Source organism: Stenotrophomonas sp. NPDC077461, assembly GCF_049545475.1.
Classification (GTDB): Bacteria; Pseudomonadota; Gammaproteobacteria; order Xanthomonadales; family Xanthomonadaceae; genus Stenotrophomonas; species Stenotrophomonas nematodicola.
Genome location: NZ_JBMWDO010000001.1, coordinates 82,741 through 106,770 on the forward strand (window position 1 = coordinate 82,741; position 24,030 = coordinate 106,770).

A 24,030-nucleotide genomic window follows, 5' to 3' on the forward strand; every position below is an offset into this window, starting at 1 on the left:
GCCGCTCACCCGTCCTTTGGGTCGTGGACAGTTGAACCGTCTTGGCCGTGCGCCGGGCGCTTATGAGGCTCCTCAATGATTTCCTTGTTGAGGATGCGAACCTCGCCCACCATCAGCAGGCGCATGTCGCGCACGATGTAGTCGGCCAACGCCTCATCGGTGATGTCATCACCGGCGATGTCCAGCCGGAAGCCTTGGCCCTGAATCCCGCCCCCGTTGCTGAAATCAATCTCGAAATCAAAGCACACCCGCTTCTCCATGTTGCCCTCTCCATCGGTGAGACTGGGCGGCACTGAAAGGCCGCTTACTACGCTTAGAAGGCGATCATCGGCGTAAGGAGGGCAGCCCACAACTGGCCCCATGCCCGGATCTGAGGGCAGGCTCACTGCCGTTCCCGCTTTCGGCGGTCGTAGAGTTTCATGTCGGCGCGATTGATGGTATCTGCCACCGATTCCGAGGGCCGACCAATGGCGCATCCGCCGGAAAAGCGGATCGGTGCCTCGCCGGCGCGCTCGTGGTAGGTGTCCTCCAGCACCTGCAGCCGATCCAGGGTTGCGCCGGGCACGAACACCAGGAACTCATCGCCCCCCAGCCGAACCACGACTTCTTCGCCTTGGAGCGGGGCGGACAGGAAGGCCACGAAGTCCACCAGCACCTTGTCGCCTTGTGCATGGCCTTGGGTGTCGTTGACCTCTTTGAAATGGTCCAGGTCGAACACCAGGCAGCCCCACCCATCGAACTGCTGGTGGGCAAGATCGGCCAGGTAGCGGCGATTGAACGCTCGGGTGAGCGGATCGCGGGTCGCCAAGTCGTGCAGCTGCTGCTCTTGGATGTGTTGAGTCGTGATGTCTTGCGCGTGGCCCAACACGTAGGGCGGTTGGGCTTCTGTGTCCAGCACGTTGTGATACGCCCAGAAGCGGCGCGATCCGTCGCGGGCCACCAGCTCCATCATGCCCGAGTCGCTCTCGTTTTCCCGGATGCGATCCAAGTAAGCCTTGAACGCCTCCTGCTTGCTCTTGGGGATGAGGTCCGCCAGCGACCGACCAATGACGTCACTCTCCGACAGGCCCAGCGAGTGCGAGGCCGCGGGGTTGACCGACGTGACCGTCCCGGCCAAGGAATGCGTGCAGATGAGGCCGAGGCTGTGTTGAAAAAGCCGGCGGTAACGCGCTTCGCTGTGCGCCAAGGCCTCGACCGCCGCCCGTTGCTCCGTCACGTCTTGAATCGCGCCGATCAATCGGGCACCGGTTTCGGTCTCTTCCCGCTGGCCCACCACGTGGACCCACGTGCGCTCCCCCGAAAGCTTGCTGGACGGAAGGGTCAAATCGATGGGCACACCCGATGAGATACAGTCTTCCAGGGCGGCCTCCAGCCGCTGCCGTGCGCCTTCCGGATACAGGGCAATCGCCGCGTCCAGGCCGGGCACCGCGTCGTCAGAGACGCCATGGATCCTCCGGGTCTCCTTGGTCCATTTGACTTCTCCAGTTCCCAGCACCAGTTCCCACCCGCCGACCTTGGCCAGTGCATTGGTGCGCTCCAGAAATAACTGGCTTCTCTGAAAACGCCGTTGCAAGGCCTGGGACTCGGTGACCCGCTCAAGAAGGCGAGCGCGCTGCTGCATGCCGACTGCGGCGGCCTGGGCCAAGCAGGACAGGGCTGCTCCCTGCTCCGCTGAGATCGTTCCCGGGTTTGGGCTGAGCAGGCAGAGCGTTCCCACGTTCTGGCCATTGGCGCTGATGGGCGCGCCGACATAGTGGCGGACGAAAGGAGGACCCAAGACCAACGGGTTGGTCGAAAAGCGGGCATCCTGGGCGGCGTCTGCCACCTCAAACAGCTCATCGGACTGGATGGCCCAGGTGCAGAAGGAAATGTCGCGGGGCGTCTCGTCCACACCGGGAAGGCCTATCTGGGCCTTGAACCATTGGCGGTCCCCGTCCACCAAGGAGATCAGGGCGACCGGCATGCCCGTCATGTTTCTCGCGGCCCGCGTCAGCGCATCGAAAAAGGGCTCGGGGTCGGAATCCAGGATCCGCAACGACTCCAGAGCAAACTGACGGGCGGCCTCAGCCATCGGTCACCTCTATCACGGTAGGCTACCGCTCTAGCTTAGTCAGGGAATGCGTGTTGGGCCGGTGAACCGTACAGTATGGCCCTCCGCCATCGCGCCTCCGCTCCGCACCACGCTAAGCATTGCTCCCGCTGTCCAAAGCTTTGCCGGCGCCCGGTAGCCCTTGGACATTGCGGCATTGCATGGTGGAAGGTGGGGGTGGGCACGGTCAGTCCCCCGCAACCGCCGAGGCCTGCTCCAGTGGTCGGCGTACGGCATCCCCTCAGTGACTCTTGAGGGTCAACCTCCGTGGCAGTTGCCACGGGAGAGCCGGGGTTGGGCCGTCGAGGGTTTACAGTAATCTCGCAAAACGGCAGGATCGGGGTTTGACCAATCCAAGGGAAAACCGTGGCACTGACGCTCGAAGAAATCCGCAAGAAAAAGGCTGAAGCGGAGGCCTTGGTGGCCGAAATGGAAAAGGCAGAAGGCGACGCGCTGGCGGCCGAAGCCGGGGCCAGCTTTGCAGGAGTCTACGAGACCTTGCAGCAGTTTGGGCAGCATTACACGACGAAGCAGAGGAACGATCTGAAGGCGCTGCTTGAGCCACGCAAGGTGGTTTCCGCGAGCGCCGGCATCAGTCGCGCCCCGAAGTTCCAGATCCCGGACGGGACCACGTGGGCTGGCACTGGACGTCAGCCGAAGGCATTCCTTGCGTGGGCCGAAACCGCTGAAGGCAAGGCGTGGAAAAAGAAACACCCAGACCAGGAATGGCCGGCGCACCCGTTCAAGGCCTGATTGCCATTGAGCGTTGCAGACAGAGCCCTGGGAAACCGGGGCTTTTTTTTTGGGGCGTTGAACCAAAGACAGCCACGCTCAGGCTGGGGCGGAAGCCCCGGCCCCGAGCCTTTCTTCCCCAAAAGGGGGCTTTTCGGACGCGGCCCTGGCCGCGTTCTTTTGAGCTCTTGAAGACAAAAAGCAACGGCAAAAGCAGCATGGAGCAACAGCGCTCTGGGAAAAAGGCAGGTGGGGCCTCGGCTTCCGCCGGGCCCGGTGCTTGGCTGGAAAATGTGAGGCGTTTCAGGGTTCTTCAGCGATTCGCGGCCCTTCCGGCAGTTTTGATATTTAGTCGATAAAACGTAGGGTGAAAGTATTGCGATTTTTTGGAGGCAGCTTAGTTTGAGTGGGTAGCGAGGGAATGCCCCCTCTTCAAAGGTTTTCGCATGATTGCTTGCGTTATTGACCAGTCAGGCTTTGTTGCCCTTGGTTATCGGGGGGTCTTCTAATGGCTAACCACCACGCCAGCCCCATCCAACTCAAGACGGGCGAGTGGGGCGCCCGGGTGCCCGCCCCGAACGTTCGGAACGGCGACAGGCTCACCGTGGTGGCCCGGAGCGGCAGCTCCTGGGAAGCCGTCGTTGTCGGCGTGGTTTGGCAAGGCCCGGAGGCCGCGATTTGCCAAACCGCCCGGGGGCTCATGCAGTGTGGGTGCTGCGGGGAAGTGGGGCAGAAAGGGGCCTACCCCTTCTCAACGTATCCGGCAGAGATGCAGCGTTGCGACGATTGCGGGGGGTCGGCATGAAACCCCCAGCAACGAGTCGCCGCCGCCGCTATTTCGCCTATCAACGCCGCTCGGGTGGTCAGTGTTACTTAGACAAAGCCATGCACGCCCACCTCCAGCGGTATCCCCACACCATCGGCCATTACCAGCTCACGCGCTTCCTGGGCACTTCCGCGCTGCTGACCAGCGAGGAGGCGGCCGCACAGGCGTGGCTTCCTATGTCCAGGAAGCGGGCGATATGACCACCCCTTACCGCCTGCACCAGAGGCAGAAAGATCAGCCTTTGGTCGACACGATTCATGAGGTGCGGATCGACTCGCCGAGCAAGAAGGCGTTTCAGTCGTTGGCCAAGGCGCAGCGATTGAGCATGCGAGCAGCGCTGACGCAGCTCATCGAGCAGCACGCGGAGATTCGCGAGTGTTTTTCGCCTCGCCGTCCGCGACCTTGGGCGGGCATTGCATCCACTCAGCGTTGTCCTTACGACGCCGCTCTTCCCGAAGTGGAGGTATCTACGTCCGCCAGCATGGCCCTGCTGATCGACGCCAATCGCGCCAGAATAAGGCTGACCGAAGCCGTCCGGCAGTTGGTCTGGCGGTGCGTGCAGGCGAGCGAGTGAGCAAGACGGCGTTTGCGAAACTTGGGCAGCTAAGGCTGTCTTTTTTGCCACCAGAGATCTAAAGCGACCAGGGGGCCTACCCGATGTAGCTGCGCACTGGGGAGCTTGCTGCGCCACACGCCAGGTGCGGCCGTTCTATCTCATATCGCCGCTTTTTGGGCGGAGCAGCGACCGTGTGCGGCCTTCTCCCGAGACTCATTATTCAATAGTGTGAGCTAGCTCTATGAAGCTGAAAATCTGCTTTAACTCGAGCAGAAAAACGCTTTAGTCAAAAAATGATCGGATAAATGTGTTGTCAAAAGTTTGCGGCGCCGTATTCTGAAATCAGAGGGAAGCAGCGTTCTTTTCGCAAAACTCCAGGAGGTTGTTTCATGTTCATCGTCACCCTTGCCGTCTACGCCGCCAGCGTGCTGTTCGGCCTTGCTGCTGGCTCCGTCATCGCCGACCGGATTGAAGCCAGTCCCCACTTTATCTAAGGAAGCATCCAATGAAACTTCAGTTCCTACACGAAGAAGGCGTCGCTGCGGCCGCCGCCTACGAAGCAGAGCGCAACCGGCGCAACGAAGATCTGGAAGCCCAAGTGAACACGTGCAGGCGCGCCCACGGTGCCGCTGGCGATGAGGCCTGCAGCAAGGTCCGCCATTCGCTCTCTCACTTGGAAGAGCATTTCGCTCAGAAGATCGAGGAGGCGAGCAAGCGGCGAGACGAGTTCGGCTTTGCGGACTACCAGCTCTACAACTTTGCCTACAGTGAGCTGCGCGAGCAGGTGTTGACCCTCCAGTTGGAGGCATTAATGGAGCTGGAAGCCGCCGGAGGCCATGCATGAGCACTCAACGCGACCGCTTGTCCATGATCCCCGCGCTCAAGCCGCTGACGACTCGCGACCACTTGGCGTTGCTGCACTTCCTTTGGTTGGGCGTTTCAGGCCTTGGAGCGGCCAAGCTGGGATGGGGGATGGTCAGCGGTCCCCGAGCCACGCTCTCCGATTTCTCCGTTGGCGTGCTGCTCTGCCTAGCCCCTCTAGCGATTACCGGTGTCTGGGTGCTTTGCCTGATTGGCGTTGCCCAACACCATCAGATCTTTTGAAACCCGCACCCCTGACAAGAATGGAGGACATCACCCGTGCGAAAACTCTTCAACAAACTGCTTAACATCGCCCTGCTTGGCATGGTCCTGTTTGCCTTGGACCAAGTGCCCGAACGCCTGGATCGCATGTCGCAAACCGCCCAGAACCTCGTTCAGCAGGTGGGCTACTCGGGCCCCATGCAGGGCATCCCCTCGGGCGTGCCAGACGGTTACGAGTTCTGATGACCCCCGCACCCCGGCCATCGTCGGAGCTCGTTCGCCTCGCATGGGCGGCACGCCGGTATCCTCTTGCCCGGCAGCACCTGCTTCAGGCGTTCCAAGAGGGGGCCGATTTCCATACCCCTCTGTCCAGCAGCGATCTGAACGACGACCTGTTTGCCGTCCCTGGGGATTGCTTGGCCGGGGTGGTGATTCGGGAAATGACGGGCGTCAAGGACGCCGAAGAGTGGCTGCACGCGTTTCTTCGCGCGCACGAGTTGCATCAAGCGCTGCCACCTGCTGTGGGAAGCGCTGGCAAGCGGCGCTTCTGATGAACGTGAGCACGCAGTAACGGGTGGTCAGGGCTACGCCTTGGGTTTCGCCGCGGTTTCCGCTCGCTTACCGAACTCCTTGCACCATTCGAGCATGTCTTGAACGTCCTTTAGCAGTTCGTCCGGACCCGGAAGCCAACTGGGGGTGTCGGTGGGTTGGGAGTGCTCGAATGCCGAATACTTCGTCATCATCCCGTCGATCAGTGCGCAGTCTGTTGGCGTGATTGCACTGAGCCGCTGTAGCTTGTTGAGCGTGTTGATCTCGCGCCGGTAGCGGTTGATGACGCCAGAACAAAGCTCGTCCTCTACAGAGCGCTCAACCAAGATTCGGAAGTTGCTGCAGGCGGCCTTCAGGGCAAGTTCTTTTAGTGGCGGATCAAGCTTCTTAAGCTGTCCGATGCTGCTGATCATTTGGTTCAAGCCGGATTGTGGCTTCAGAGAGAACGTATTGATCTGCGCCGGCATGCCGGTCCTGCTTCCATCGCGGGCGATCGATTCAACCGCGACCTTGACCGTAGGCTGATCGAGGTTGGCCCGCTGCTTGGCGGCACTCTGCAGTAGGACCATCAGTGACAATCGATGTGTGAACACGATCACCTGGCGATGCTCGGCCAGATCTACGAGGCGTTTGGCGACCGCCTCCTCAAAGCGCTGATCCAGGGAGGAGATGGGGTCGTCGAAGATCACGGGCATGCCCCGTTCAAGGCCCGTCGCGTCGGCCAGGAAGGCCGCCAACGCCACGATGCGTTGCTCCCCCTCGCTCAGGATTTCACGATTCTTCTGGGCACCTTGCGCGTCCTTCAGCTCCACGTAGAAGGTGAATGCGCCTTTGCCTTGGGAACGATACGACATGCGGACAGGAAGCGAATGGCCCCCAAGCGCCCGCAACTCGGCATTGAAGCGGTCGCAATAGCCCTTGGCCAACTCCGACTCGCCAATGTCATTGCTTTTGGTCGTCAACTGGCTGGTTGAGGTAGACCGAACAGCAGCCTCCACCGTTCCCACGCGTTTGAGGCGGATCACGTCGGCCCATACCGCATCGCGCTGCTCCGACAGCCACTGTTGTGCTTTCAGCTCTGCTAGGCGGGTTTCTTTCTCTTTCCGCCCCGTCGGGTCCAGCAAGCCCGCCAGCGCATCGCGATCAGCGCTAGTGGTCTTGACCTTCTGATCGTAGGCGTTGGTCCACACCGACCACTGCACTGCCGGAGCCGCCGTGGCCTCGGCCATGGCTTTCAACCTCGCATGGATGGCCTCAAACAGCTCAGTGGCTTGGGGGGCTTCCAAGCCAATAGCAGCGCACTGGGCCTGCCAGGCGACATCGGTGAGAGGACTGGGCAACGCTTTCTTCAGCGCCGTCAGCGCGTCTTCCGCGCTCTTAGCTTCTGTCTGCAGGGTGTCGTTGAGGTAACTCTCAAAGCTGGCCAGACGGGCCTTTCCCTCGTCTCCCAACGGTTGCTGGCAGAGGACACAACAAGCCTCGTCTCCAACGTGGGGGAACGGGAGATCACGGTAGGCAAGACCGGTCGAATACGCCTTTGCAGCGTCCCAAAGGGTTTGCCACACGGCGTCTCCGACGCCTTTGAGCGGCAGCCCATTGAGGAAGGCCGTGGCATAGGCGGTGGCGGCCTGGCGCTTGACCTCTGCATTGCTGCGGGCCTCCAGGAGGGCTTGGGCCTTCTCGTCGCTCAAGCTCTCCCTCAACGCCGAGACGCTTGTGGCCATCTGCGACAAGCGTTCCAGCTCTCCGACGGCCTTGGCGTGGGCCACTTCAGGGTTCGCCTGGGCCAGTGCGGTCTCCAGCGCCAAACGCTCATCGTTCAGTGCAGCGGGGAAGGCGCAACGCTCGTTGACCTCGCCTTCGGTCAGTTTCGCCGTCAACTTCCGGAGGACCGTTGCAGCGCTGCTCTGCGCGTGGTCTTCCGGGATGATGGGCAGCTTGCTGGTGAGCTTGGCTGCGCGGGCCTTCAGCTGGGTGGCCAGGTCATCGGAGATCTTGATGAGCATCCCGACGAACCGCATCGCCCGGGGAAGATGAGTGGCGGTGGTGGCGCTGTCTCCGAACTCCAGCGCTGTGGCTGAGTCGAAGACCGGCACCGCTTTCAATGTCGCGTGGGGGCCGTCGGATGCTTGCCAAGTGAGATCAGCAGACGATGTCGTGCCGTCGGATCGGGTCGCCGTGACTTTGATTAGAGCAGAGGCAGCATCGGGGTTCTGCTTGAACACGTTGCCGTGGATGGATCCCTTGGCCCGCGCGCCGCAGACGTGCTTCATCAAACGAGCATAGCCCGATTTGCCGGCCCCGTTGGGTCCGTAGACCACGGTCATGTGGCCTTGGCTGAGATCCAATGCCGCGTCCTCGCCAAGGGCATTGACGCCGCGGATGGAGGAGACCGAGTCGATGCGAAGCTCAGCGGCGGTGGGGGTCCCCAAGATGGTTCCCGGTGCCAACGCCGGGTGGGGAGCATCGAGCTTCTTGGCTGCCTCGGCCAGGCAGTGATCCGCCAGCGCCTCCATCTCCTCTTCGTTCGGCATGCGGCGGTGCTGGATCACCGTGGAAGCGGCCATGCGCAGCCAGCTTGGGCGGCCATTCAACCACTCTTCCAGAGTCGTAGGCGCAGCAGCCCCATTCTTGTTCGCCATCGGTCACTTCCCCTGTGAATGGCCAGAGCCAGGAAAGCTCCGTCCCCTTCCTCAATAGTGACGCGGGTCACATTTAGAGGCAAGTCGGTGATGGTCGTAGGGGATGGGGAAATGGTTTTCGCGAACGATAGGGATCAGGCCTCTGAGGGGGCGTCGATCTGTGCAGCGGCGAGGAGAGCTGCCAACTCACGGTTCAGTGCTCGGGCCTCTGCCCGCAGTTCGCCCCAGGCCGGCGTTTTGCTCCCGTCTAGGCCCGTAATCAATGAGAGGCATGCATGGGCACGCAGTCTGGCCGCCTCCGCGGCTGGCGACGAGGGCTTGAGGGCGTCCAGTGCGGCCAGTTGGATTTCCAGCAGGTTGATATCCACCAATGCCTGCATCTGCTCCGGTGCCATCGGGCACGGAGCATGCCGCCGCAGCCACCACCGTCGAAGTCGTTTCAGCACGTTCTCTCTCCCTGAGATCGTTGACGTTACTCGGGAGGATCGATGTCCACGCCACGGCTCTGGGCGTAATCCCTCACCTTCGTCAGCAGCTCTCGCTGCTGCTCGGGTTCCAGCCGCGACATCACCAGCAACGTCTCTGCCACTAGATCATTTGTGGCATGGAAATAGGCGACCGGCATGCCAAGTGCTCGGGCCAGCTTTTCCATCGTTGCAGGATCCGGCACGCGTTCTCCTCTCTCGTATCGAGAAATCCTGGGAGCGGCGGAGTTTTCCTCGTCCAACCCAAGCACGGCCCCCAACTGTGCTTGCGTCAGGCCCTTGGCCAGCCGGGCCTCGCGCAAGCGGCGGCCAAACGTGTGAGCTGGGGCGAGAGGGGCAGGCATGGGCGATCACGAACCGGGAGCAATCCCCAAGTCTGCCGCTTCCCATGCTGCACCGCATTTGCCAAAATGGCAAATAAGGCCATGGTGGCCGGGATCAGGGGGATGCATGAAGCAAGCGATTGCAGCCGTGGCCGTGTGCTTGGCGTTGGCCAGCGGCACCGCCACTGCTCAGGACGGCATTTTGGGAAGGATTGGCAAGGGGCTGATGCAGGCGGGCAAGGACGCTGCCTCGGCCCCGGCGACCAAGCGTTACCTGGAGCCGGCAGGCACTTACTGGGACGACGGCGACCCTCCGATGCTCGACGGCTACACCCGTATCCGTTGGGGCTTGGCGGCCACCGCGTCGGGTGGCTCCAAGATGTGCGAGGAAGACCTCTTCGCCGAGGCCAAGGCTGGCAAGGCCATGACGCCCGCCACGCGAACCCGCTGCATTGGCTCGTGGGGGCACCAGTTCAAACGCGTCGGCTTGCGGGGCGATCCGGCGTCTGCGTTTGAGGCCAAAGCGAGGCAGATCGTCTCGACCGACGCGTTCTATCTGCGCCCCTATATCGATGTGGAGCTTGACCCCAAGACCAACATCCTCCACGCCTACGTGTTGGTCATGAACCATGAGTGGTATCCCCGTTCGCCTGGGTTTCTTCCGACGGCCGTTATCGGCCCTTCTCCGTTGGGCAAGGGCAGTGCGGTGGTCGGGGTCGAGCACGGCGGGCGCTACCACGCCGCGCTGCGGCTGAAGCCCGAGGATGCAGCCGAGCTGCGAAGGGTGGGGCGCGACGCCACGGGGGACCGAATCTTTTTCAAGGTCGTGGAGGGCAGGTTGAAGCCCAACGGCCTGCCCGACATCGTTCTGCAAATCGACCGGTTGGAGATCGGCTACAAGAACCAGATCATCGGCATCACCCCTTCCAAAGACAAGGACGCATGACATGAAGCACGCAATGATCGTGGCCGCAGCAGCGGCACTCTTGACCCTGACGGCCTGCTCTGGGGACAAGGGCCCCACCAAGGAGGACGGGGTGAAGGTCGTGGAAGGCTTTTTCACCGAGCAGGGGAGGCAGGCAACCCTCCAGCGCTCTTGGCGGTTTGAAGTGACCGACGCGGGCGGCTTGGATCTCGACTGCGAGAAGAAGCCCAATGGAGACCAAGAATGCATGGTGGGCGGGTCGGTAAAAGCGCAGGGGTCCATCGGTGGCCAGCCCACTAAGCCCGAGCCGAGCACCCTCAAGCCAAAGCTCCGTGCACTGTTCCGCCCACAGGGCGAGGGCTGGCAGATTGTGGAAGTGAAGGACGAAGGGACGTCTGCAGGCTAAACAGGCCGCAGTCCACCGCTTGACTGCACGCCGGTCTCGATCAAGCGTGCAGCCATTCAATAGGGGAGGACCACATGAACCAATATCCGCCATACCAGCCGTTGCATCCGCCCACCGGGCCGGCCGCCATGATTCTGCCCAGCGTGATCCTGGGTCCGCTCGGTCTGCTCGCCCTGGGCGGGGGCCAGGAGGCCATGCGGTCCAGTGTGTTGCTGGGCTCGCTCTATTGCGCCGGGGGTATGGCGATCTTCGCGTTCCTGGCCTTCTGCCTGGCGCTCCACATCCGCGCTCAGCGACTCTGGGACTGGCACGTCCGCACGGGGCGGATGCCCTATTTCCGGAAGCACGGCTTCCTGAAAGGGGCGCTGCTCGGGGGAGGGCTGGGCTTGGTGACGGTGATCGCGGCCGTCGTTCTGGGGTTCAAGTATGCGGAGCATCCTCAGCTTGGGGACATCGCTACCGCAGCGTTTTACTTGGCTTGGCTCTGGGGCGTGTTCTTGATCGGCGTGCTGGCCGTGGTGTTCGGGTGGGCCAAGCGGGCGTGGGATAGAACGGCCCTGCCATCTGCCTGATGACCCAGCGCATGGACTGACATCCTAAGCGGGATGAGAGGTGAGCACTGAACCGTGTCCTTCATGCCCCCCTCCCCATGCGAAGCGACAACTTGAGCCAGGGAGGCTTGTTGGCCTGCGAGATTCCCTGTCCATCGGAACATGGCTTAAAATGAAAACGCCTGCCGCTGCTCAGCAATGGTAGGCGTCTTTTTTCACGTTGGATGACAGGGGGAGTTAATGTTAGGGAAAACACCAGCGCTGCTTTGCGTCGCTACTCTCATGCTTGCTGGCTGCGCGACGCAGAAGGAAATGCTCGTCACCGGTGCTAGCCGAGCGGACGGAACCATCACTCTCTCTTACGAGAGCAATGAGTTTCAGCGAGTCTCCGTAGACGGAGAAAAGGCTGAGAGCATGGCGGCGCAACGCTGCAAAGCATGGGGCTACAGCGGTGCTGAGTCCTTCGGCTCTCAGGAGACTCAGTGCCTGTCGCGCCGGGGGTTTGGCAACTGCGGCAGCCGCCGTGTATCGGTTGTCTATCAATGCACTGGCTCGCCAGGGCAAGGTCGATCAGAGTGAAGAAGCCTCCCTCGTTGTTGGCCGTATTCCCACTTGCGCTTGCCTTCTGTGCTTCGGCGGAAGACAGTAAGATGGACTTCTTGCCATCGCAGAGCGTTGTGAACGATGTTGCCCGGTGCTCGGCCGCAGCAAGCTACGTCATGGCGGCGGCAGCCGTTTTGCCCAATGACTCTTCCCGTTGGATGGAGTTCGCGACTGACATCAGCAAAACGATGTCCGAAGACCAGAGCCGTTCGCCGGAGCACCGAGCGCAGCTCACCCCCACGACCGCTGAGATTTTTGTGGCTGCTGCGCACGTCCGGGGGCTGGTTGAAGAAGGCTGGGATCTCAAAAAGCCGTCGGGCAGGGACTACGTCGTTGCCAACGCTGCCGCCCATTGCACGGCCTCGCTTCTGGGGCCCAAAGGGAAGTAGCTTTTGATTGGTTCGAGGGGCTGAAGGCGTTTTGGTTCCGACGCGGGCTAAACGACGTTCTGGCTTCGGCAATGCAGGCACCGAGCAGATGCGGAACGCGAGTCGCCGGTGTCAGCGACAATCACAAGGGGTGTGGTGTGTTCGGAATATTCAAGAAGCGCGAATCTCAAACGGATCAGGCGCAGAAGCAAGTCGATGAAGCCCTTGCTCGGCTGGGCGCCTCTGTTCTCCTCATCACTCAAGCGGGAAAGATTGTGATGACCTCGGAGGCCTTGAAAAACCGCCCGAAGGACTGGATGGGAGGGCAGGCTATTGAGGTGATGATTCATCATCCCAGCCAGGAGCCCTACTTCATCTATTACGAGAACGAGCAATACTACTTCAGCATGGCCGGTGCTGGGGGCAGGCAGTCCCTTTCCGATGCTCAGAGCTTTGAGGGCTACCGAAGCAGCGTTTCCCAGGTGCTGTGCATGTTCCTTGTCCTTCATCTCATCAAGAAGGAAGGAAAGGACATTCGGCATCCCGAGATGTCCTTCACTCATAACCGCATACACACCAACGTCGTCGCTTACGTTGAGCGCCTGAACAACTGGTATCCAATCCAGCACGGCTCCGAAGAGTCTGATTCCGCAACCGATAGGAAGCTGGTGTTGGTCAATCGCGGCTCCATCGACATCTCTGAAGTGATCGCCATCAACGCGCCATCGCCCGCGTAGGTTGGCAGTTCGCTCACGCTATGGCTGGATCATGGCGCTGCTAGGTTCGGTGGCTTTGTTATGCCTGTCGCAAGGCCGTCATCCTTGAACACATCGCGATAAATCTTCGTTGATCAGCCTACCTGAAGGCGTCACGCGGTGGGTCCCCTGCACGTCAGCGTCAGCACCTGGTAGTCCACCCGCACGGGGTTGTAGAACTGGCGATACCAGTTGAACGCGATGGTCTGACCCACGTTGTGCTCGGTGCACGCCGGCAGGCCTTGCTGGGTGCCAAACCCACCGTTGGGCGTGCATCCGGGCTGGCCCGTGCAGGTGGTGTAGGGCGTCGAAGCCACCACGGACGACTCGGGCCACTCCCAGCGATAGGGATTGTTGCTCTTGCCCACCAAATCGGACGCGCACGCTTGCCGGCACACGGCCAAGGAGGTGCCGCCGCTGGTCCAGTTGTAGTCGCAGTAGTGCATGCCCATGTTGGAGACGCATTCGAAGTCGTAGGAATAGGCGTAGCGGATGTTCCCGCCGTCCGAAAGCGCGTTGCATTGCTCTTCATAGAAAGCCGACTCGCTCACGTTGGCGGGCCAGTTGCCGGGCATCGGTGCGGGCGTCTCCACTCGGTGGATGGGCACGTTGGCGATGGCCCAGTCTAGCTTTGCTTTCTCCGCTGGCGTCAGGCGCACCACCGCATCGGGATACCAGTAAGAAATGCCACTCGAACCCGAGGGGGGCGGAACGTCCTGCCCATCGGCGGAGTGCCATGCCACAACCTGCAAGCTCCCATCGCTGCAGCGAGCGGCCGTGGGCTTGCACGTGTTGACCTCGTTGCGACGAGCCCCGGTATCCACCCAGTTGGACCAGCCGCCGTAAGTGGGCCCGGGCAGGGGCGTGGTGCCGAACGGGCAATGGGTGAATACGTCCCTCGACCGCACCTGCTGCCGTTCCCAGGTGTGCGTGCCGGTTTGACCCGACGGGCAGGCTTGCGACGTGGGGAGCCATTGATCGCGTTCCTCCTGGGAGCTTCCAGGGCAGGCCTGGCAATGCCTCGCCGTCACGGCCGCCACCGTCTGGGCTTGAACCCACGCCTCGGGATGCTCCCACGCGGCGTCTGAGTTTGGATCCACGTCGCCGGGAGCGCAGACCTGGCGCGTGCGCACCGTCTCCGTGCCCCAAGTGCCCGCCGGGCAGCTGGCCCGAGCCACCGAGCTTTCCGATTGCCGGCACGGCACCAAGGCCGGCGGAGCCGGGCTGGGGACTGGCGTTGGGATCGGCTGAGGCGCCGGAACGCTGGGCGCAACGGGAAGCGGTGGAAGCGGCGGGGAAGGATCAACCCCAGGGCCTGACGACACGCTCCCAGGAACGCCCGGCACCGCATCGCTCACGCTGGGCGCGCTGGCCACGGGCCCCGCCGGGGTCGGCGTTGAAGGGCCAGGGACGGCGGGCGTGGAGGGCAGGGGAAGCGTGGGCACCACGGCCACCGACGCACCTGCCACGAGGCCGGAGTAATAGACGACCTCGACCAAGGCTCCATCGACACCGCATGCCAATCCCAAGCTTGGAACGTCCAAGCTCCCTCGGTTGCTCAGCAAAACACTGGTGTTGCCCACGATCACGTCCCGCACGTTCGCGTCGCCCGCAAGGGCGGAGACGAACGGCACGCAGGCCCGCGCAGGAAGCCCGGACAGCCCCACGGAGAAGGCATCCCCCGCCAAGCGCACCGTGGCCGGGGCCACGGTCACCGCGCCGCCCCACGCGTTGCTCATGGTCGCTGCGCTGCCTTGGCGGAAGTCTGTGGGGGCCAGCCCATCTTCAAGCACGTTCAACGTGCTGACGCCGCGGAACGAGCCGACGATGCCATGGGACCGATCAACGCGGCTGGCCAGGTCTCGAACGTTCTCGACGTCCGACGCCACATTGACCCGCGTGGTGACGCGGGGGTAGACCCAAAACGCGGCGGCCCCCATTGCGGTGGCAACTCCCAATGCGAGCAGCAACTCGACTAGGCCAAAGCCTAGAGCGGAAGAACGGCGGGAAGGGCGGGCATGCAGTGTCATGCACTTCAGCATGCGACACAACCGCGTTTTGACAAGCCCTGAAAGCAGTTCTTGATTTTAGTCAGAAATCTTTCAAATCAATGGGTTGACAAAGGTTGGGGAAGTGGTTGGATCGTGGTGTAGGAGCGGTTTAATGGGTAAGCCGACCTACTTACAAAAAGAGAGTGAAGCCATGAAGATTCATCCCGTCGAGCCTGCCAGCACCGACCTGGCGCATTTCCAACTCCACACCGCCGCGCGGTTCCTGGACCGCACCAATGGCCTCAATCAGCTGGCCGACAAGCACCGCAGGATCCAGCGCTTGGCCACCCGCGCCCGCCATGAGCGGCGTTGGAAGAAGGAAGAGGAGCGCTTCGTATGAGCATTTTGAACATGGCCCTGCTGTTTGTCGGTGTCCTGAGCACCGCGGTGTTCTACCGGGACCTGGTCGCCAACCCCATCTCCGCCGGGCGCGCCCTGGTGCGCTTCTATCAACTGCCGGCGGAGCATCGCCAAGGAAGCGTGCTGCAAGAGGTTTCCAAGGCATGGTGGAACATCGTGCTGGTGCCGTTCTACGTGCTGGTGGCCCTGGTGCTCATCGGGGTTCTGGGAGGTGGGCAATGAGTGCCGAGACCGAAAGCCTCATCAGGGCCATCCAAACCAACGACCCGCTGGCCTTCTATGGGTGGCTCCACACACTCAAGGGGACGCCCGACCTGGACGCTGGAGTGGCCGGCGATCTTGGTATCACCGCGTTGGCCGTCGCCTCCCTCATGTATTCCAAGGCCATCCAGTCGGACTCGGTCCTGGCGACGCGTTATGCGGCAATGGTGGAGGCGCTCATGGACGCCGGGGCCAATCCGCTGGTTCAGATCGGGGAGCGGTTCGTGGTGCGACGGGGGCACACGGGGAAGCTGGAGCAGCGCCGGGTGGACGAAGGCCGAACGCTGGCGGAGGTTTGTGGGGGCGTTCTTTGCCCGGCCATGCAGGCATGGTTTCGACGCCAACGGGCAGGCGAATGGTCCAACACTGCGCTTCATCGCCCTCATCCCGCCTACGCCCACCTCCGTCGCAACCATAAAGCCGTGGCCTGACGCCCAGGCCGGCGGCTTCTCGCCGCCGAAAAGCGGGGTGGAGACAACGGCAGGGTGGGCCACGGCTCCCGCCGGGCCCCGGGGGGGCTGAACCTAAGACGTCTGCACCGCTGAAACCCCCTAGCTGCATGGCTCTTGCGGGAATAGGTTTGCGTCGTAATGTGTTGCACGACTTACCCATAAAAGGAGCCCATCTCATGCGTCTCGTTGTCTGTTGCTTCAAGGGGGGCGTGGGGCGCACCACGCTTTCGCTCAACCTCGCCGCCGCGTTTGCCGGCCAATCCCGCGTGCTCGTCAACGACCGCGACCCTCAGTGCGGTTCCGTGGCGTGGTCAGCGATGAGCGACGGGGAAACCCCGTTCACCGTGAGCCGTGCCTCATCCCCAGGCTTCGACCTGGAGATTCAAGACCTGCCGCCCAGCGCCCCAGTGAAAGACCAGCTGCCGGACGCGGACCTCTACATCGTCCCAACGCTGCTCGACGGGGGCAGTTACGTCGTCTACCTGCGGACCATCGACACGCTGCGACGTCAGGGCAAGCCCTTCCTGCCGGTCGCCAACCGGGTCAACGTGAAGCGGGCGGAGCACCGCCGCCGTCTGGAAGATCCCAGCCTGGCAGGTGCCATCGTTATTCCCGAGCGTGCGGCGTTGGCGAGCTACTACGAGCTCGGCGAGACCGTGTTCTCCATGCGCGGGGCGGGGGTGGACAAGGCGAGAGAGGATATTTTGCGGGTAGGTCAGGCTATCCAAAAAAGGTTGGCCAACCCGGGTCGGGTGAATGCATGATGGAGCTTTCAATGCTGCCCCTGCCGGACCTCATGGCTGCCAAGAAGACCCCCGCCAAGAACGCCGTTGCCAAGAAGGCACCGGCCCGCAAAGACCTGTCCACCGCCGCGAAAGTGGTCCACGCCAAGCCGCAACGCACGTATGCGCCGCTCATTGATCTGGACCAGTTTTCCGAAGAGCAGCTGGCAGAGCTGATGGTGGCTGCAGGGGACGCGCCTGGGCGGAGAACCTATTTCGACTACTCCGAGGAGCGGCCCTACACCCGGGACGGCCAGAGGGTTCATCTGGACGTGGGACGCGACTCCACCATGTTCGACTACCGCGACGAGAACGGGGCGCGTGTGGAGCGAACGATGGTCACCGTGCCGCCCAAGCTCCGGGAGCAGATTCAGGACGTCACCGGGGAGGAGAATCCAATCCTCACCACCGCGCTCATCGCGCTGGCGTCCTGGGCCTGCCAGGAGCTCAAGAAGTCGAAGAGGCGCTTGGTGGTCACCACGGCAACCGACGACCTGGATCCGGTGCGGAAACAGGTTCGGAAAGCCATCGTGGGGCGGGCCCGGAAGAAGAGGTAGGGCCGATGCGGCTTGACGAGAGAGAGGCGGCCCTGGGCCGCCTTTTTTATGGCTGGCGGCGGGTGGAAAGAGCAACGGCAAAAGCGGCTAGAGCAACAGCGTTGTGGAGGAAAGGCGGGAGGGGCCTCGGCTTCCGCCGGGCCCGTGCTTGGCTAGAAGTGTGAGGCGTTTCAGGGTTTTTGTGTCTTTTGCGGTTGCCCTTCAGTTCTGCACTTTAGTCAAACAAATGTGTTGTTTTTGGGTTTACATTTTTATGCCCTGTCGTAACCTGGATTTGTAGGGAGGCAATACCGCTGACCTGAAAGCCAAACAAGGATTCATCATGAAAACCCCTCGCCGCCAAACCCTCGAAAACCGCGCCGCCCGTTTGGGCCTGGAACTCTCCGAAGCTGGGCTACACGTCAAAATGGAAGCCGCCAACAACTGCGAAGCCATGCCGCGCTGGGAACTCTCGGAGGGGAAACACCAATCCAGTCTCCGCGGGTATGCCACCCTGGCCGAGGTTTCCGAAGCGTTGGATCACAAGGAAATCATGGCAGAGCTATGAGCAGGTCCTACGCCATCCCTGGGGTGGTAGTGAAAGACAGGCGGCCATGGGCCGCCTTTTTTATGGCTGGCGGCGGGTGGAAAGAGCAACGGCAAAAGCGGCTAGAGCAAAAGCGTGTTGGGGAAAGGCGGGTGGGGCCTCGGCTTCCGCCGGGCCCGTGCTTGGCTGTAAGTGTGAGGTGTTGCAGTGTTTTTGTGTCTTTTGCGGTTGCCCGTCAGTTTTGCACTTTAGTCAAATAAATGTGTTGTTTTTGAGTTTACATTTTACGGGCCTGTCGTAACCTGGATTTATTGGAAAGCAATACCGCTGACCGAAAAAGCCAAAAAGGTAACCGCCATGCAAAACAACACTTTCACCATCGAAGCCGACTACTCCACCAACAGCTGGAGCAGCAACTGGGAGCCCATCGACAACGCGGAATACTCGACACTCGCCGAAGCCGAAGCCGGCATGGAAGATCTGGAGCAGAAACTGGGCTGGCGCAACATGCGCATCGTGGATGAAACGCGTTTTGTTTGGGCCTACGGACAGGAGGGCGAGGATGAAGATGCCTAAGCTCTATGCCATCCAGTCCAAGCAACCGGCCTCACGCCGGTTGCTTGGGCCGCACAAAGAACTGATCTACGTCGATGAATGCAACGTTCTGATTGAAAGCGATGCGCATGTCTTTGACTTCCGCGAGCTTCTCAGGCTCTACAAAGAAGATTTGGAAAGGCGGAAGAGCAACCTATTTCCGGACACACCCTATGGCGGGTAACCTCTACGCCATCCAACCCAAGCAACCGGCCTCGCGCCGGTTGCCTACGGTTCGCATTGCCCCGGACAAGGTCGCTCAGTTCCGGGCTCTAGCTCGCCAGAAGGGGCTTACTCCCACCGCCGCCCTTGCTGCCCTGGTGGCCGCCCATGCCGACATCCGCCAGCCGTTCGGGCCCCGAGTCCGTGCCCAGCATGGGCCTGATGGGATGCGCTACGGAGCGATTTTGCCGGACCCAAAGGTGAGCGAAGAGGTGGCCGAGGGCCTGGTGCGGGATGCCCGAACGGCGGGGATCTCGCTGGGCGAGGCGATGCGGCAACTGGTGGACCGGTGCCTGGAGCAGAGCCGGTGAAACGGGGAACAAACGGGGGAAGGGAAACGGCGGCCTGAGGGTCGCCTTTTTTATGCCTGGGGTTCGGCAAGCGGGGGGGGGAAGGGGTAGGTGCCCCTTTGGGTGGTGGCTGGGTTTTTGGGATGTGGGAGAGTTGAGCGGTGGCTGGGGCGGAAGCCCCGGCCCATGTCCTAACCTCCCCGGAGGGGGCTTTTCAGGCGCGGCCCCGGGCCGCGTTCTTTTGAGCTCTAGGAGAGAGAAGGCAACGGCAAACGCGGCTCAAAGCAAAAGCGTGGTGGAGAAAAGGCAGGTGGGGCCTCGGCTTCCGCCGGGCCCGGTGCTTGGCTGAAAACGTGAGGTGTTTTAGGGTTTTGTGTTTTCTGCGGTTGCCCGTCAGTTCTGCACTTTAGCCAAATAAATGTGTTGTTTTCGGGTTTACATTTTTACGCCCTGTCGTAACCTGGATTTGTAGGGAGGCAATACCGCTGACCTGAAAACAAACAAGGATATTTATGAAGATTCACACTCTTGCGACCGACGGAAGCCAAGTTATCGCTATCACCCAAGCTGCTTCCAGCGGCGGGAAGTATGGGCATCCTGTTATGCTTTCTGCGATTCGTTTTGACTTGACTTCATTCGATCAAGTGATGGAAGAGTTGAATAAGATCGGCCATCGCCACGAAAAGAGCTTCGAAGTGATTGAGCGCTGGAGGGTGGACGCCAGGAATCAGGGACCTCGCTCCCGCTTCGGCGAAACCTTGGCTGCTCTGCGTGAAGAGGTCGGTGACAATCTGAAGGGCAACGTGCTCTTCGCGACAGAGGACGAAGCAGAAGATGCGGTGGAATCGTTCAAGCCCATGACTCGCGCTATCGGCCTCGATATCGCTTTGCCTGCCGCAAACGCCGCAGCCCGCCAGCCGGTGCGCTTTTGACGGCACACTACGAAGCCAAGCCCACGAAGCTTAAGAAGAGCCCCGGTAAGCCGGGGCTTTTTGTTGGGCGGGGGCTAGGGAGGCATAGAAGCAAGAGCGGCCAGGGTGCCGCCTTTCTTTTGTCTGCTCCCTCGTCACCGCTCACCCCATACGCTCCCCAGCATGGATCCCCTCATCACACCAGACGGCCGTTACCTCATCGTCCGCGGGCGCCTCTGGCGCACCACCAACCCAGGCCTCAGTGAGCCGGAGAGGGCGCGCCTGGTCCACGAGCTGATGGACGCGCGGCGTGCCGTGAAGTCAGCGAAGGCCAACGGGAACGAGGAGGCGCTGGCCGCCGCCCGGCACGCCGTGGACAGCGCAAAGAGGGGCCTGGGCGAACGAGGCCCGGTGTGGTGGACGGATGGGACGCCGGACTGGAACCGGCACCTGGTGAAGGACTCCCCCTATGCGGGGTGGTTCGGTAGTTGTATCTCAAAGAGTGAAGGCTAGGATTCCTTCATGAGATCGCAACGGCAAAAGTAGTCCAAAGACAAATGGAATACCACGATGACGGTGATGATGTTTGCGACCAGTTCGCCGAAATAATCTTTGAGTGCCTGCGAAAGGCTTAATGCCAGGGCAGCTGTTCGAAGGTGAAGTTTTTTGCAAGCCTCGAAGTCATCGCAAATGATCTCTCTAACCTTTTTGCCTAGTGAGGCAGTTTTCTTAAGTTGATCGGAGACAACTTTGATGACGCTTTTCCGAAACTTATTGAAATCTATCCACTCCATCTGCGGAATGAAGTTCGGATCCAGGATAGCTTGTTCCCATGTTGCGTTCTGGAGTGGTCTGGGGATGCCTTTCTCTTTGCTCGACTCCCTGATTAGCATGAGGGACAGCTCGAACTTGCTGAGTCGATATAGATCTTCTAAGGGCATATGCAATCCGTTGCGTCGTTGTGATTCGCTGTTGTCGCCTTTTTTCTACCCGCTCGTCAAGCTCTCGTTCACCAACCGAGCCCATGTCACCCCAAGCGCCCGCACCTCATCGGCCCACGCCCGGTATTCGTCTAACGGCATCGGGGCCTCCAGCCCACGCTTCACTCGCTCCAGATATTTTCCCTTCCGGGCGAGGGCTTCCTGATACGCCAGCTCCGCCGATTCCAATAGGTCCGCCCGCTTGGCGGCCTGCAGTTGGGCCAGCCGGCGAACCGAATCCGGGTTCGTGGACAGCACGCGGGGGGCATGAGGCAGGGCCGGACCGCCGGTCATCGGGACGCGCTTGTGGTTGCTCACCGGGTCCATCACACGGTGGTGCCAGCACTCCCGCCAGTCGTCATCGTCCACCTGGCCACCGCCCGGCACCTCAAGCGGCACGACGATCCCATGGGCCTCAATGAGCGCCCACACGGCCCCCAGGAACCCGTTTGCCGGAAGCCGCAGAAGGGCCACTTGGCCCTCTGCCAGCACCTCGCCCCCGTCCCTCAGTCGTAACGCCAGCAGGGCCTCGCTCAGTGCCAGGGCATCGCCTGACCGGGTGCTCCAGCCCACCAAGCACACGCGCTCCCCATCTACCTCACCCGACCAGGCATAGACCCTGAAGCGGGGCTTGTCGAAACGGGCGGACAGGTGTGCTAGCAGCCGCTCACGCTTCGAGTGACGGCTCAACGGGGTGAAATGGTTCTCCGCGTAGAGCAACGCAGAGCGCCGACGCTCCAGCAGCAAAGCCACCCGGTCAGGGGTCGCCGACGCCTGCCAGTCCGACCAGCTCACGACATCGCGCAGGCCCTTGGCAGCCGCGCAGGAACGGCAGGCAGGCACCCAGTTTTCGACCACGGAAGTTGGCCCTCCCAGTTGCGCGGGCACCAGCGACGTAGCCGTCCAAGACTTGGGAGAGGCCAGGTCCAGCGGAGTGGAGCAGAAGGCGCAGGCGTTGCCGAAGTCGGCCAAAGCAGCTTTGCGTTGCCAGCCGTTGGCCTTGCCTTCCAGCGGGGCATCGGCTCGGGCAATGGCATCCAAGAAGGGGGGCAGGTCAAGCACGGAACACCCCCCAGCCGTTCAGCGTAAGCCGAGCGCCTGGATCGCTGAACGGGGGCAGTGGGGCGTTGCAGGAGCCTGAAAAAGATTTGACTAAAACGCTTTGCCGAGCCTGTCGAACCACCCCAGCAACCGCCGATCCAAAACCCAGAGCCCGCTTGCCTGACCCATTCCCAGCCCAGCACTGAACCCCCAACCGCTGATCGAATACCGGGGCGCAGTGAACAGAAGCGAGGGCATCACGCTTGACTAAAACGGATTGACTCAAGGCTTTCAGGGCAACCGAACCGAAGCCAGGAACCCCCGCACTCGCCCTCCAGAACCCCCAAGCAGAGTTGACTAAAACGGATGGAGGCAGGGCTTTCCGAACACCCCCGCAGCGTGACTGAACCCAACCACTTACGCGATCCCATGCTGACCATCGCTTGACTAAAACGAACAGGGGCAGGGCGCGGGAGTGGGGGGAACGGCGGTCCCCGATTTCTGAGACAGGGGGGGCGGAGTCGGTGGGGAGGTGGGGAGCTGGCTGGGTGGGGAGGAAGGCTGCGGGGGCTGGCGAAAACTTTTTCGAGCGGCTGAGCGTGGCGGGGGCGGGGGGCATTGGGGTCTCCGGGTTGTGGCGAGTGAAGGGCTTTCTCATACAACTACCGGGGAAAAGCGGAAGCGCAAGATCGGTGGAGCGAAAACTGGGGAAGGACTGCGGGGAAAGAGGTTGGCTGCCCATTCACCGTTCAAGGTTTTCCGAGGGGTGAAGGGAGTAGGCCATACACAAGTCGCACTGAAGTGTTTTTCCGGCTTGGCTAGAAACGCTGCGCCTTTCCACCCGCCCAGGCCTTGCTGCGCCTTGTTTTCAGTCTTCGCTAACAACTTGGCCAACCGTTCGGCTGAAAAATGGCCGGAACCCCAGAAAAACAGAAGAAAAACGGCTTAGCCCACTTGCGCTTCTTAAATCCTTTGCTAATCCATGGGTGTGGATTTTCATTGCAGGGGGTTAAGTGGGTCGTCCGTCGCTTCTAACCAAATCTTTCAGCATCGCTCCCGATGAGTTGGAGAGCGCGCGGTATTGCGCGAAAGAACAAGGCGTTTCCTTGAACAAGTATTTGCGCCTGGCGGTCCTGGAGAAAAACCGGGGCGTGGTTCAGGGGCTTGAAGCGTCCGATGCGTTGGGCGACATCCGAGCCACGGTCCGCGAATCCGAAACGCGGAATGCCCTTGCCCTAGAAAGCGCGCTGGCGGACTTGCGAGCAGAGCAGAGCGCGGCGCTCCAGGCCAATGAAGAACTAGTGGTGAAAACCCTTCAAGCGTTTTCCCAGTTCCTGGCGCAGCAAGAACCCGACGCCGAAACCCTCTCCAAGCAACCGGCTGCCGAACCCAGTCGAGCTTCTGCTGCTACCTCGGCGTTCCTGCCTCCAAAACTCTAACCCTTTCCCCACTACCTCATAAGGAGGCATACCCATGAAGCGTTTCATCCTCACTCTCACCATCGCCGCGTTGCTGGCTCCGGGGCTTTCGTTTGCCCAGGACAGCACCCGGCCCGAACCCCAAAAGACCAACAAGCTGCGCCTGTTCAAGGCCGGCGGGATTGGCTGCGCTGCCGGTGCAGGCATCGCCCTGCTGACCGGCAAGAAAGACAAGGCCCTGACGGTGTGCGCTGCTGGGGCGATTGTCGGAGGCATTGCGTCCTATCAAGCCCAGCTCAAGGAGTTCCGCGAACTGGAAGCCGAAGCCAAGGCAGCTGGCCTGGATGCTCAGGTGCATACCAAGACCGTCGAAACCAAGGACGGCCAGGCCGAAGCCCTGGACAAGCTGGTCATCCGTTACCCGGCCGCTGACATGCAGCCGGTGAGTGCCAAGACCGGCGCCACGCTGGACAAGCTGGCCGCGTTGCTCAAGGCGAGCAAAGAAAAGCTGACGGTTGGCTTCAGTGGTGCCGATGCCGCCGTGTGCCAGGTGCCGGTCGTTGAGCTGGCAAAGCGCGGCGCGCTTCAGAACGCCACGGTCGATGACCAGTGCGGCCGGGGCGATTACGCCATCACGGTTTCGCCGATCCCCGACGTTCGCTAAGCCAACCGAGAGCTGGGGGGCGAAAGCC

34 protein-coding genes are annotated in these 24,030 nt (G+C 61.6%); 26 read left to right on the forward strand and 8 right to left on the reverse strand.

Annotated features, from left to right (window positions below; translation table 11 throughout):
• Positions 1–5 precede the first annotated feature (5 nt).
• Entirely contained in the window at positions 6–260 is a 255-nt protein-coding gene (locus ACPEH8_RS00405; RefSeq protein WP_024957543.1) for a hypothetical protein, read from the reverse strand.
• A gap of 122 nt (positions 261–382) precedes the next feature.
• Complete coding sequence (locus ACPEH8_RS00410; RefSeq protein ID WP_423665741.1) at positions 383–2,071, reverse strand: sensor domain-containing diguanylate cyclase; 1,689 nt, start codon at positions 2,069–2,071, stop codon at positions 383–385.
• Between the two features lie 384 nt (positions 2,072–2,455).
• Between ACPEH8_RS00410 and ACPEH8_RS00415 the strand changes: the two genes are divergently transcribed.
• From ACPEH8_RS00415 to ACPEH8_RS00445, 7 genes are all read left to right on the forward strand, one after another.
• The gene (locus tag ACPEH8_RS00415) at positions 2,456–2,842 is read left to right on the forward strand and encodes an H-NS family nucleoid-associated regulatory protein (protein WP_197638312.1); all 387 of its coding nucleotides are present in this window, start codon (positions 2,456–2,458) and stop codon (positions 2,840–2,842) included.
• A gap of 864 nt (positions 2,843–3,706) precedes the next feature.
• A complete protein-coding gene (locus ACPEH8_RS00420) occupies positions 3,707–3,847 on the forward strand; it encodes a hypothetical protein (protein WP_423665743.1) in 141 nt (46 codons plus the stop codon).
• Positions 3,844–4,221 (forward strand): hypothetical protein, encoded by a 378-nt coding sequence (locus ACPEH8_RS00425; protein WP_423665745.1) that lies wholly within the window; start codon positions 3,844–3,846, stop codon positions 4,219–4,221. Before ACPEH8_RS00420 ends, ACPEH8_RS00425 begins: the two co-directional genes overlap by 4 nt.
• Positions 4,222–4,708: 487 nt before the next feature.
• Complete coding sequence (locus ACPEH8_RS00430) at positions 4,709–5,047, forward strand: hypothetical protein (protein WP_049433996.1); 339 nt, start codon at positions 4,709–4,711, stop codon at positions 5,045–5,047.
• Positions 5,044–5,307, forward strand: a complete 264-nt coding sequence (locus ACPEH8_RS00435; protein ID WP_423665747.1) for a hypothetical protein — start codon at positions 5,044–5,046, stop codon at positions 5,305–5,307. Before ACPEH8_RS00430 ends, ACPEH8_RS00435 begins: the two co-directional genes overlap by 4 nt.
• 36 nt (positions 5,308–5,343) lie before the next feature.
• Entirely contained in the window at positions 5,344–5,529 is a 186-nt protein-coding gene (locus ACPEH8_RS00440) for a hypothetical protein (protein ID WP_049427016.1), read from the forward strand.
• Positions 5,529–5,837, forward strand: a complete 309-nt coding sequence (locus ACPEH8_RS00445) for a hypothetical protein (protein WP_423665749.1) — start codon at positions 5,529–5,531, stop codon at positions 5,835–5,837. Before ACPEH8_RS00440 ends, ACPEH8_RS00445 begins: the two co-directional genes overlap by 1 nt.
• A 33-nt stretch (positions 5,838–5,870) precedes the next feature.
• Here ACPEH8_RS00445 and ACPEH8_RS00450 read toward each other — a convergent pair whose 3' ends face one another.
• The 3 genes from ACPEH8_RS00450 to ACPEH8_RS00460 all read right to left on the reverse strand — a co-directional run bounded on the left by ACPEH8_RS00450 (position 5,871) and on the right by ACPEH8_RS00460 (position 9,306).
• Positions 5,871–8,477, reverse strand: coding sequence for an AAA family ATPase (locus ACPEH8_RS00450; RefSeq protein WP_423665751.1), 2,607 nt, complete (start codon positions 8,475–8,477; stop codon positions 5,871–5,873).
• 134 nt (positions 8,478–8,611) lie between these two features.
• Positions 8,612–8,923 (reverse strand): hypothetical protein, encoded by a 312-nt coding sequence (locus ACPEH8_RS00455; RefSeq protein ID WP_423665753.1) that lies wholly within the window; start codon positions 8,921–8,923, stop codon positions 8,612–8,614.
• Between the two features lie 26 nt (positions 8,924–8,949).
• Positions 8,950–9,306: a helix-turn-helix domain-containing protein gene (locus ACPEH8_RS00460; RefSeq protein WP_423665755.1), complete on the reverse strand. Its 357-nt coding sequence runs from the start codon at positions 9,304–9,306 to the stop codon at positions 8,950–8,952.
• 106 nt (positions 9,307–9,412) lie between these two features.
• On the opposite strand from ACPEH8_RS00460, the gene ACPEH8_RS00465 reads away from it, so the two are divergent.
• The 6 genes from ACPEH8_RS00465 to ACPEH8_RS00490 all read left to right on the forward strand — a co-directional run bounded on the left by ACPEH8_RS00465 (position 9,413) and on the right by ACPEH8_RS00490 (position 12,875).
• The gene (locus ACPEH8_RS00465) at positions 9,413–10,231 is read left to right on the forward strand and encodes a hypothetical protein (RefSeq protein WP_423665757.1); all 819 of its coding nucleotides are present in this window, start codon (positions 9,413–9,415) and stop codon (positions 10,229–10,231) included.
• 1 nt (position 10,232) lies between these two features.
• Positions 10,233–10,616 (forward strand): hypothetical protein, encoded by a 384-nt coding sequence (locus tag ACPEH8_RS00470; protein WP_423665758.1) that lies wholly within the window; start codon positions 10,233–10,235, stop codon positions 10,614–10,616.
• 74 nt (positions 10,617–10,690) lie between these two features.
• Positions 10,691–11,188, forward strand: coding sequence for a hypothetical protein (locus ACPEH8_RS00475; RefSeq protein ID WP_423665760.1), 498 nt, complete (start codon positions 10,691–10,693; stop codon positions 11,186–11,188).
• 291 nt (positions 11,189–11,479) lie between these two features.
• Positions 11,480–11,746 (forward strand): YecR family lipoprotein, encoded by a 267-nt coding sequence (gene yecR / locus ACPEH8_RS00480; protein ID WP_160313977.1) that lies wholly within the window; start codon positions 11,480–11,482, stop codon positions 11,744–11,746.
• On the forward strand, positions 11,743–12,159 hold the full coding sequence (locus ACPEH8_RS00485; protein ID WP_197643938.1) for a hypothetical protein: 417 nt from the start codon (positions 11,743–11,745) through the stop codon (positions 12,157–12,159). Before yecR ends, ACPEH8_RS00485 begins: the two co-directional genes overlap by 4 nt.
• Before the next feature lie 71 nt (positions 12,160–12,230).
• The gene (locus ACPEH8_RS00490) at positions 12,231–12,875 is read left to right on the forward strand and encodes a hypothetical protein (protein WP_423665762.1); all 645 of its coding nucleotides are present in this window, start codon (positions 12,231–12,233) and stop codon (positions 12,873–12,875) included.
• A gap of 131 nt (positions 12,876–13,006) precedes the next feature.
• On the opposite strand, the gene ACPEH8_RS00495 is transcribed toward ACPEH8_RS00490, so the two are convergent.
• Positions 13,007–14,923 carry a type 4 pilus major pilin gene (locus ACPEH8_RS00495; RefSeq protein WP_423665764.1) on the reverse strand — a complete coding sequence of 639 codons (1,917 nt, stop codon included), beginning with the start codon at positions 14,921–14,923 and terminating at the stop codon, positions 13,007–13,009.
• Between the two features lie 172 nt (positions 14,924–15,095).
• On the opposite strand from ACPEH8_RS00495, the gene ACPEH8_RS00500 reads away from it, so the two are divergent.
• The 11 genes from ACPEH8_RS00500 to ACPEH8_RS00550 all read left to right on the forward strand — a co-directional run bounded on the left by ACPEH8_RS00500 (position 15,096) and on the right by ACPEH8_RS00550 (position 20,412).
• Positions 15,096–15,284 (forward strand): hypothetical protein, encoded by a 189-nt coding sequence (locus tag ACPEH8_RS00500; protein WP_031421735.1) that lies wholly within the window; start codon positions 15,096–15,098, stop codon positions 15,282–15,284.
• Complete coding sequence (locus ACPEH8_RS00505; protein ID WP_139726873.1) at positions 15,281–15,526, forward strand: hypothetical protein; 246 nt, start codon at positions 15,281–15,283, stop codon at positions 15,524–15,526. Before ACPEH8_RS00500 ends, ACPEH8_RS00505 begins: the two co-directional genes overlap by 4 nt.
• Positions 15,523–15,996 carry a hypothetical protein gene (locus tag ACPEH8_RS00510; protein WP_423665766.1) on the forward strand — a complete coding sequence of 158 codons (474 nt, stop codon included), beginning with the start codon at positions 15,523–15,525 and terminating at the stop codon, positions 15,994–15,996. The genes ACPEH8_RS00505 and ACPEH8_RS00510 overlap by 4 nt, the downstream gene beginning before the upstream one ends.
• A gap of 197 nt (positions 15,997–16,193) precedes the next feature.
• Positions 16,194–16,781: a ParA family protein gene (locus ACPEH8_RS00515; protein WP_242899537.1), complete on the forward strand. Its 588-nt coding sequence runs from the start codon at positions 16,194–16,196 to the stop codon at positions 16,779–16,781.
• An 11-nt stretch (positions 16,782–16,792) separates the two neighbouring features.
• A complete protein-coding gene (locus tag ACPEH8_RS00520; RefSeq protein ID WP_423665768.1) occupies positions 16,793–17,356 on the forward strand; it encodes a hypothetical protein in 564 nt (187 codons plus the stop codon).
• Positions 17,357–17,678: 322 nt separating this feature from the next.
• Positions 17,679–17,903 (forward strand): hypothetical protein, encoded by a 225-nt coding sequence (locus ACPEH8_RS00525; RefSeq protein WP_423665770.1) that lies wholly within the window; start codon positions 17,679–17,681, stop codon positions 17,901–17,903.
• Positions 17,904–18,239: 336 nt separating this feature from the next.
• Positions 18,240–18,458: a hypothetical protein gene (locus ACPEH8_RS00530; RefSeq protein WP_423665772.1), complete on the forward strand. Its 219-nt coding sequence runs from the start codon at positions 18,240–18,242 to the stop codon at positions 18,456–18,458.
• Positions 18,445–18,660 carry a hypothetical protein gene (locus ACPEH8_RS00535; RefSeq protein WP_053451584.1) on the forward strand — a complete coding sequence of 72 codons (216 nt, stop codon included), beginning with the start codon at positions 18,445–18,447 and terminating at the stop codon, positions 18,658–18,660. Before ACPEH8_RS00530 ends, ACPEH8_RS00535 begins: the two co-directional genes overlap by 14 nt.
• Positions 18,650–19,009, forward strand: a complete 360-nt coding sequence (locus ACPEH8_RS00540) for a hypothetical protein (protein ID WP_197581660.1) — start codon at positions 18,650–18,652, stop codon at positions 19,007–19,009. Before ACPEH8_RS00535 ends, ACPEH8_RS00540 begins: the two co-directional genes overlap by 11 nt.
• 491 nt (positions 19,010–19,500) lie before the next feature.
• Entirely contained in the window at positions 19,501–19,920 is a 420-nt protein-coding gene (locus tag ACPEH8_RS00545) for a hypothetical protein (protein WP_423665774.1), read from the forward strand.
• A 162-nt stretch (positions 19,921–20,082) separates the two neighbouring features.
• Positions 20,083–20,412 carry a hypothetical protein gene (locus ACPEH8_RS00550; RefSeq protein WP_197581664.1) on the forward strand — a complete coding sequence of 110 codons (330 nt, stop codon included), beginning with the start codon at positions 20,083–20,085 and terminating at the stop codon, positions 20,410–20,412.
• Here the strand turns inward: ACPEH8_RS00550 and ACPEH8_RS00555 are convergent.
• Together ACPEH8_RS00555 and ACPEH8_RS00560 are read right to left on the reverse strand one after the other, a co-directional pair.
• Positions 20,409–20,840 carry a hypothetical protein gene (locus ACPEH8_RS00555; RefSeq protein ID WP_046433443.1) on the reverse strand — a complete coding sequence of 144 codons (432 nt, stop codon included), beginning with the start codon at positions 20,838–20,840 and terminating at the stop codon, positions 20,409–20,411. The two genes, ACPEH8_RS00550 and ACPEH8_RS00555, sit on opposite strands and share 4 nt — an antisense overlap.
• 45 nt (positions 20,841–20,885) lie before the next feature.
• Positions 20,886–21,941 (reverse strand): hypothetical protein, encoded by a 1,056-nt coding sequence (locus ACPEH8_RS00560; protein WP_423665776.1) that lies wholly within the window; start codon positions 21,939–21,941, stop codon positions 20,886–20,888.
• Between the two features lie 1,085 nt (positions 21,942–23,026).
• Between ACPEH8_RS00560 and ACPEH8_RS00565 the strand changes: the two genes are divergently transcribed.
• A complete protein-coding gene (locus ACPEH8_RS00565) occupies positions 23,027–23,359 on the forward strand; it encodes a hypothetical protein (protein ID WP_130519073.1) in 333 nt (110 codons plus the stop codon).
• 34 nt (positions 23,360–23,393) lie between these two features.
• A complete protein-coding gene (locus tag ACPEH8_RS00570) occupies positions 23,394–24,002 on the forward strand; it encodes a hypothetical protein (RefSeq protein ID WP_049419283.1) in 609 nt (202 codons plus the stop codon).
• Positions 24,003–24,030 lie beyond the last annotated feature (28 nt).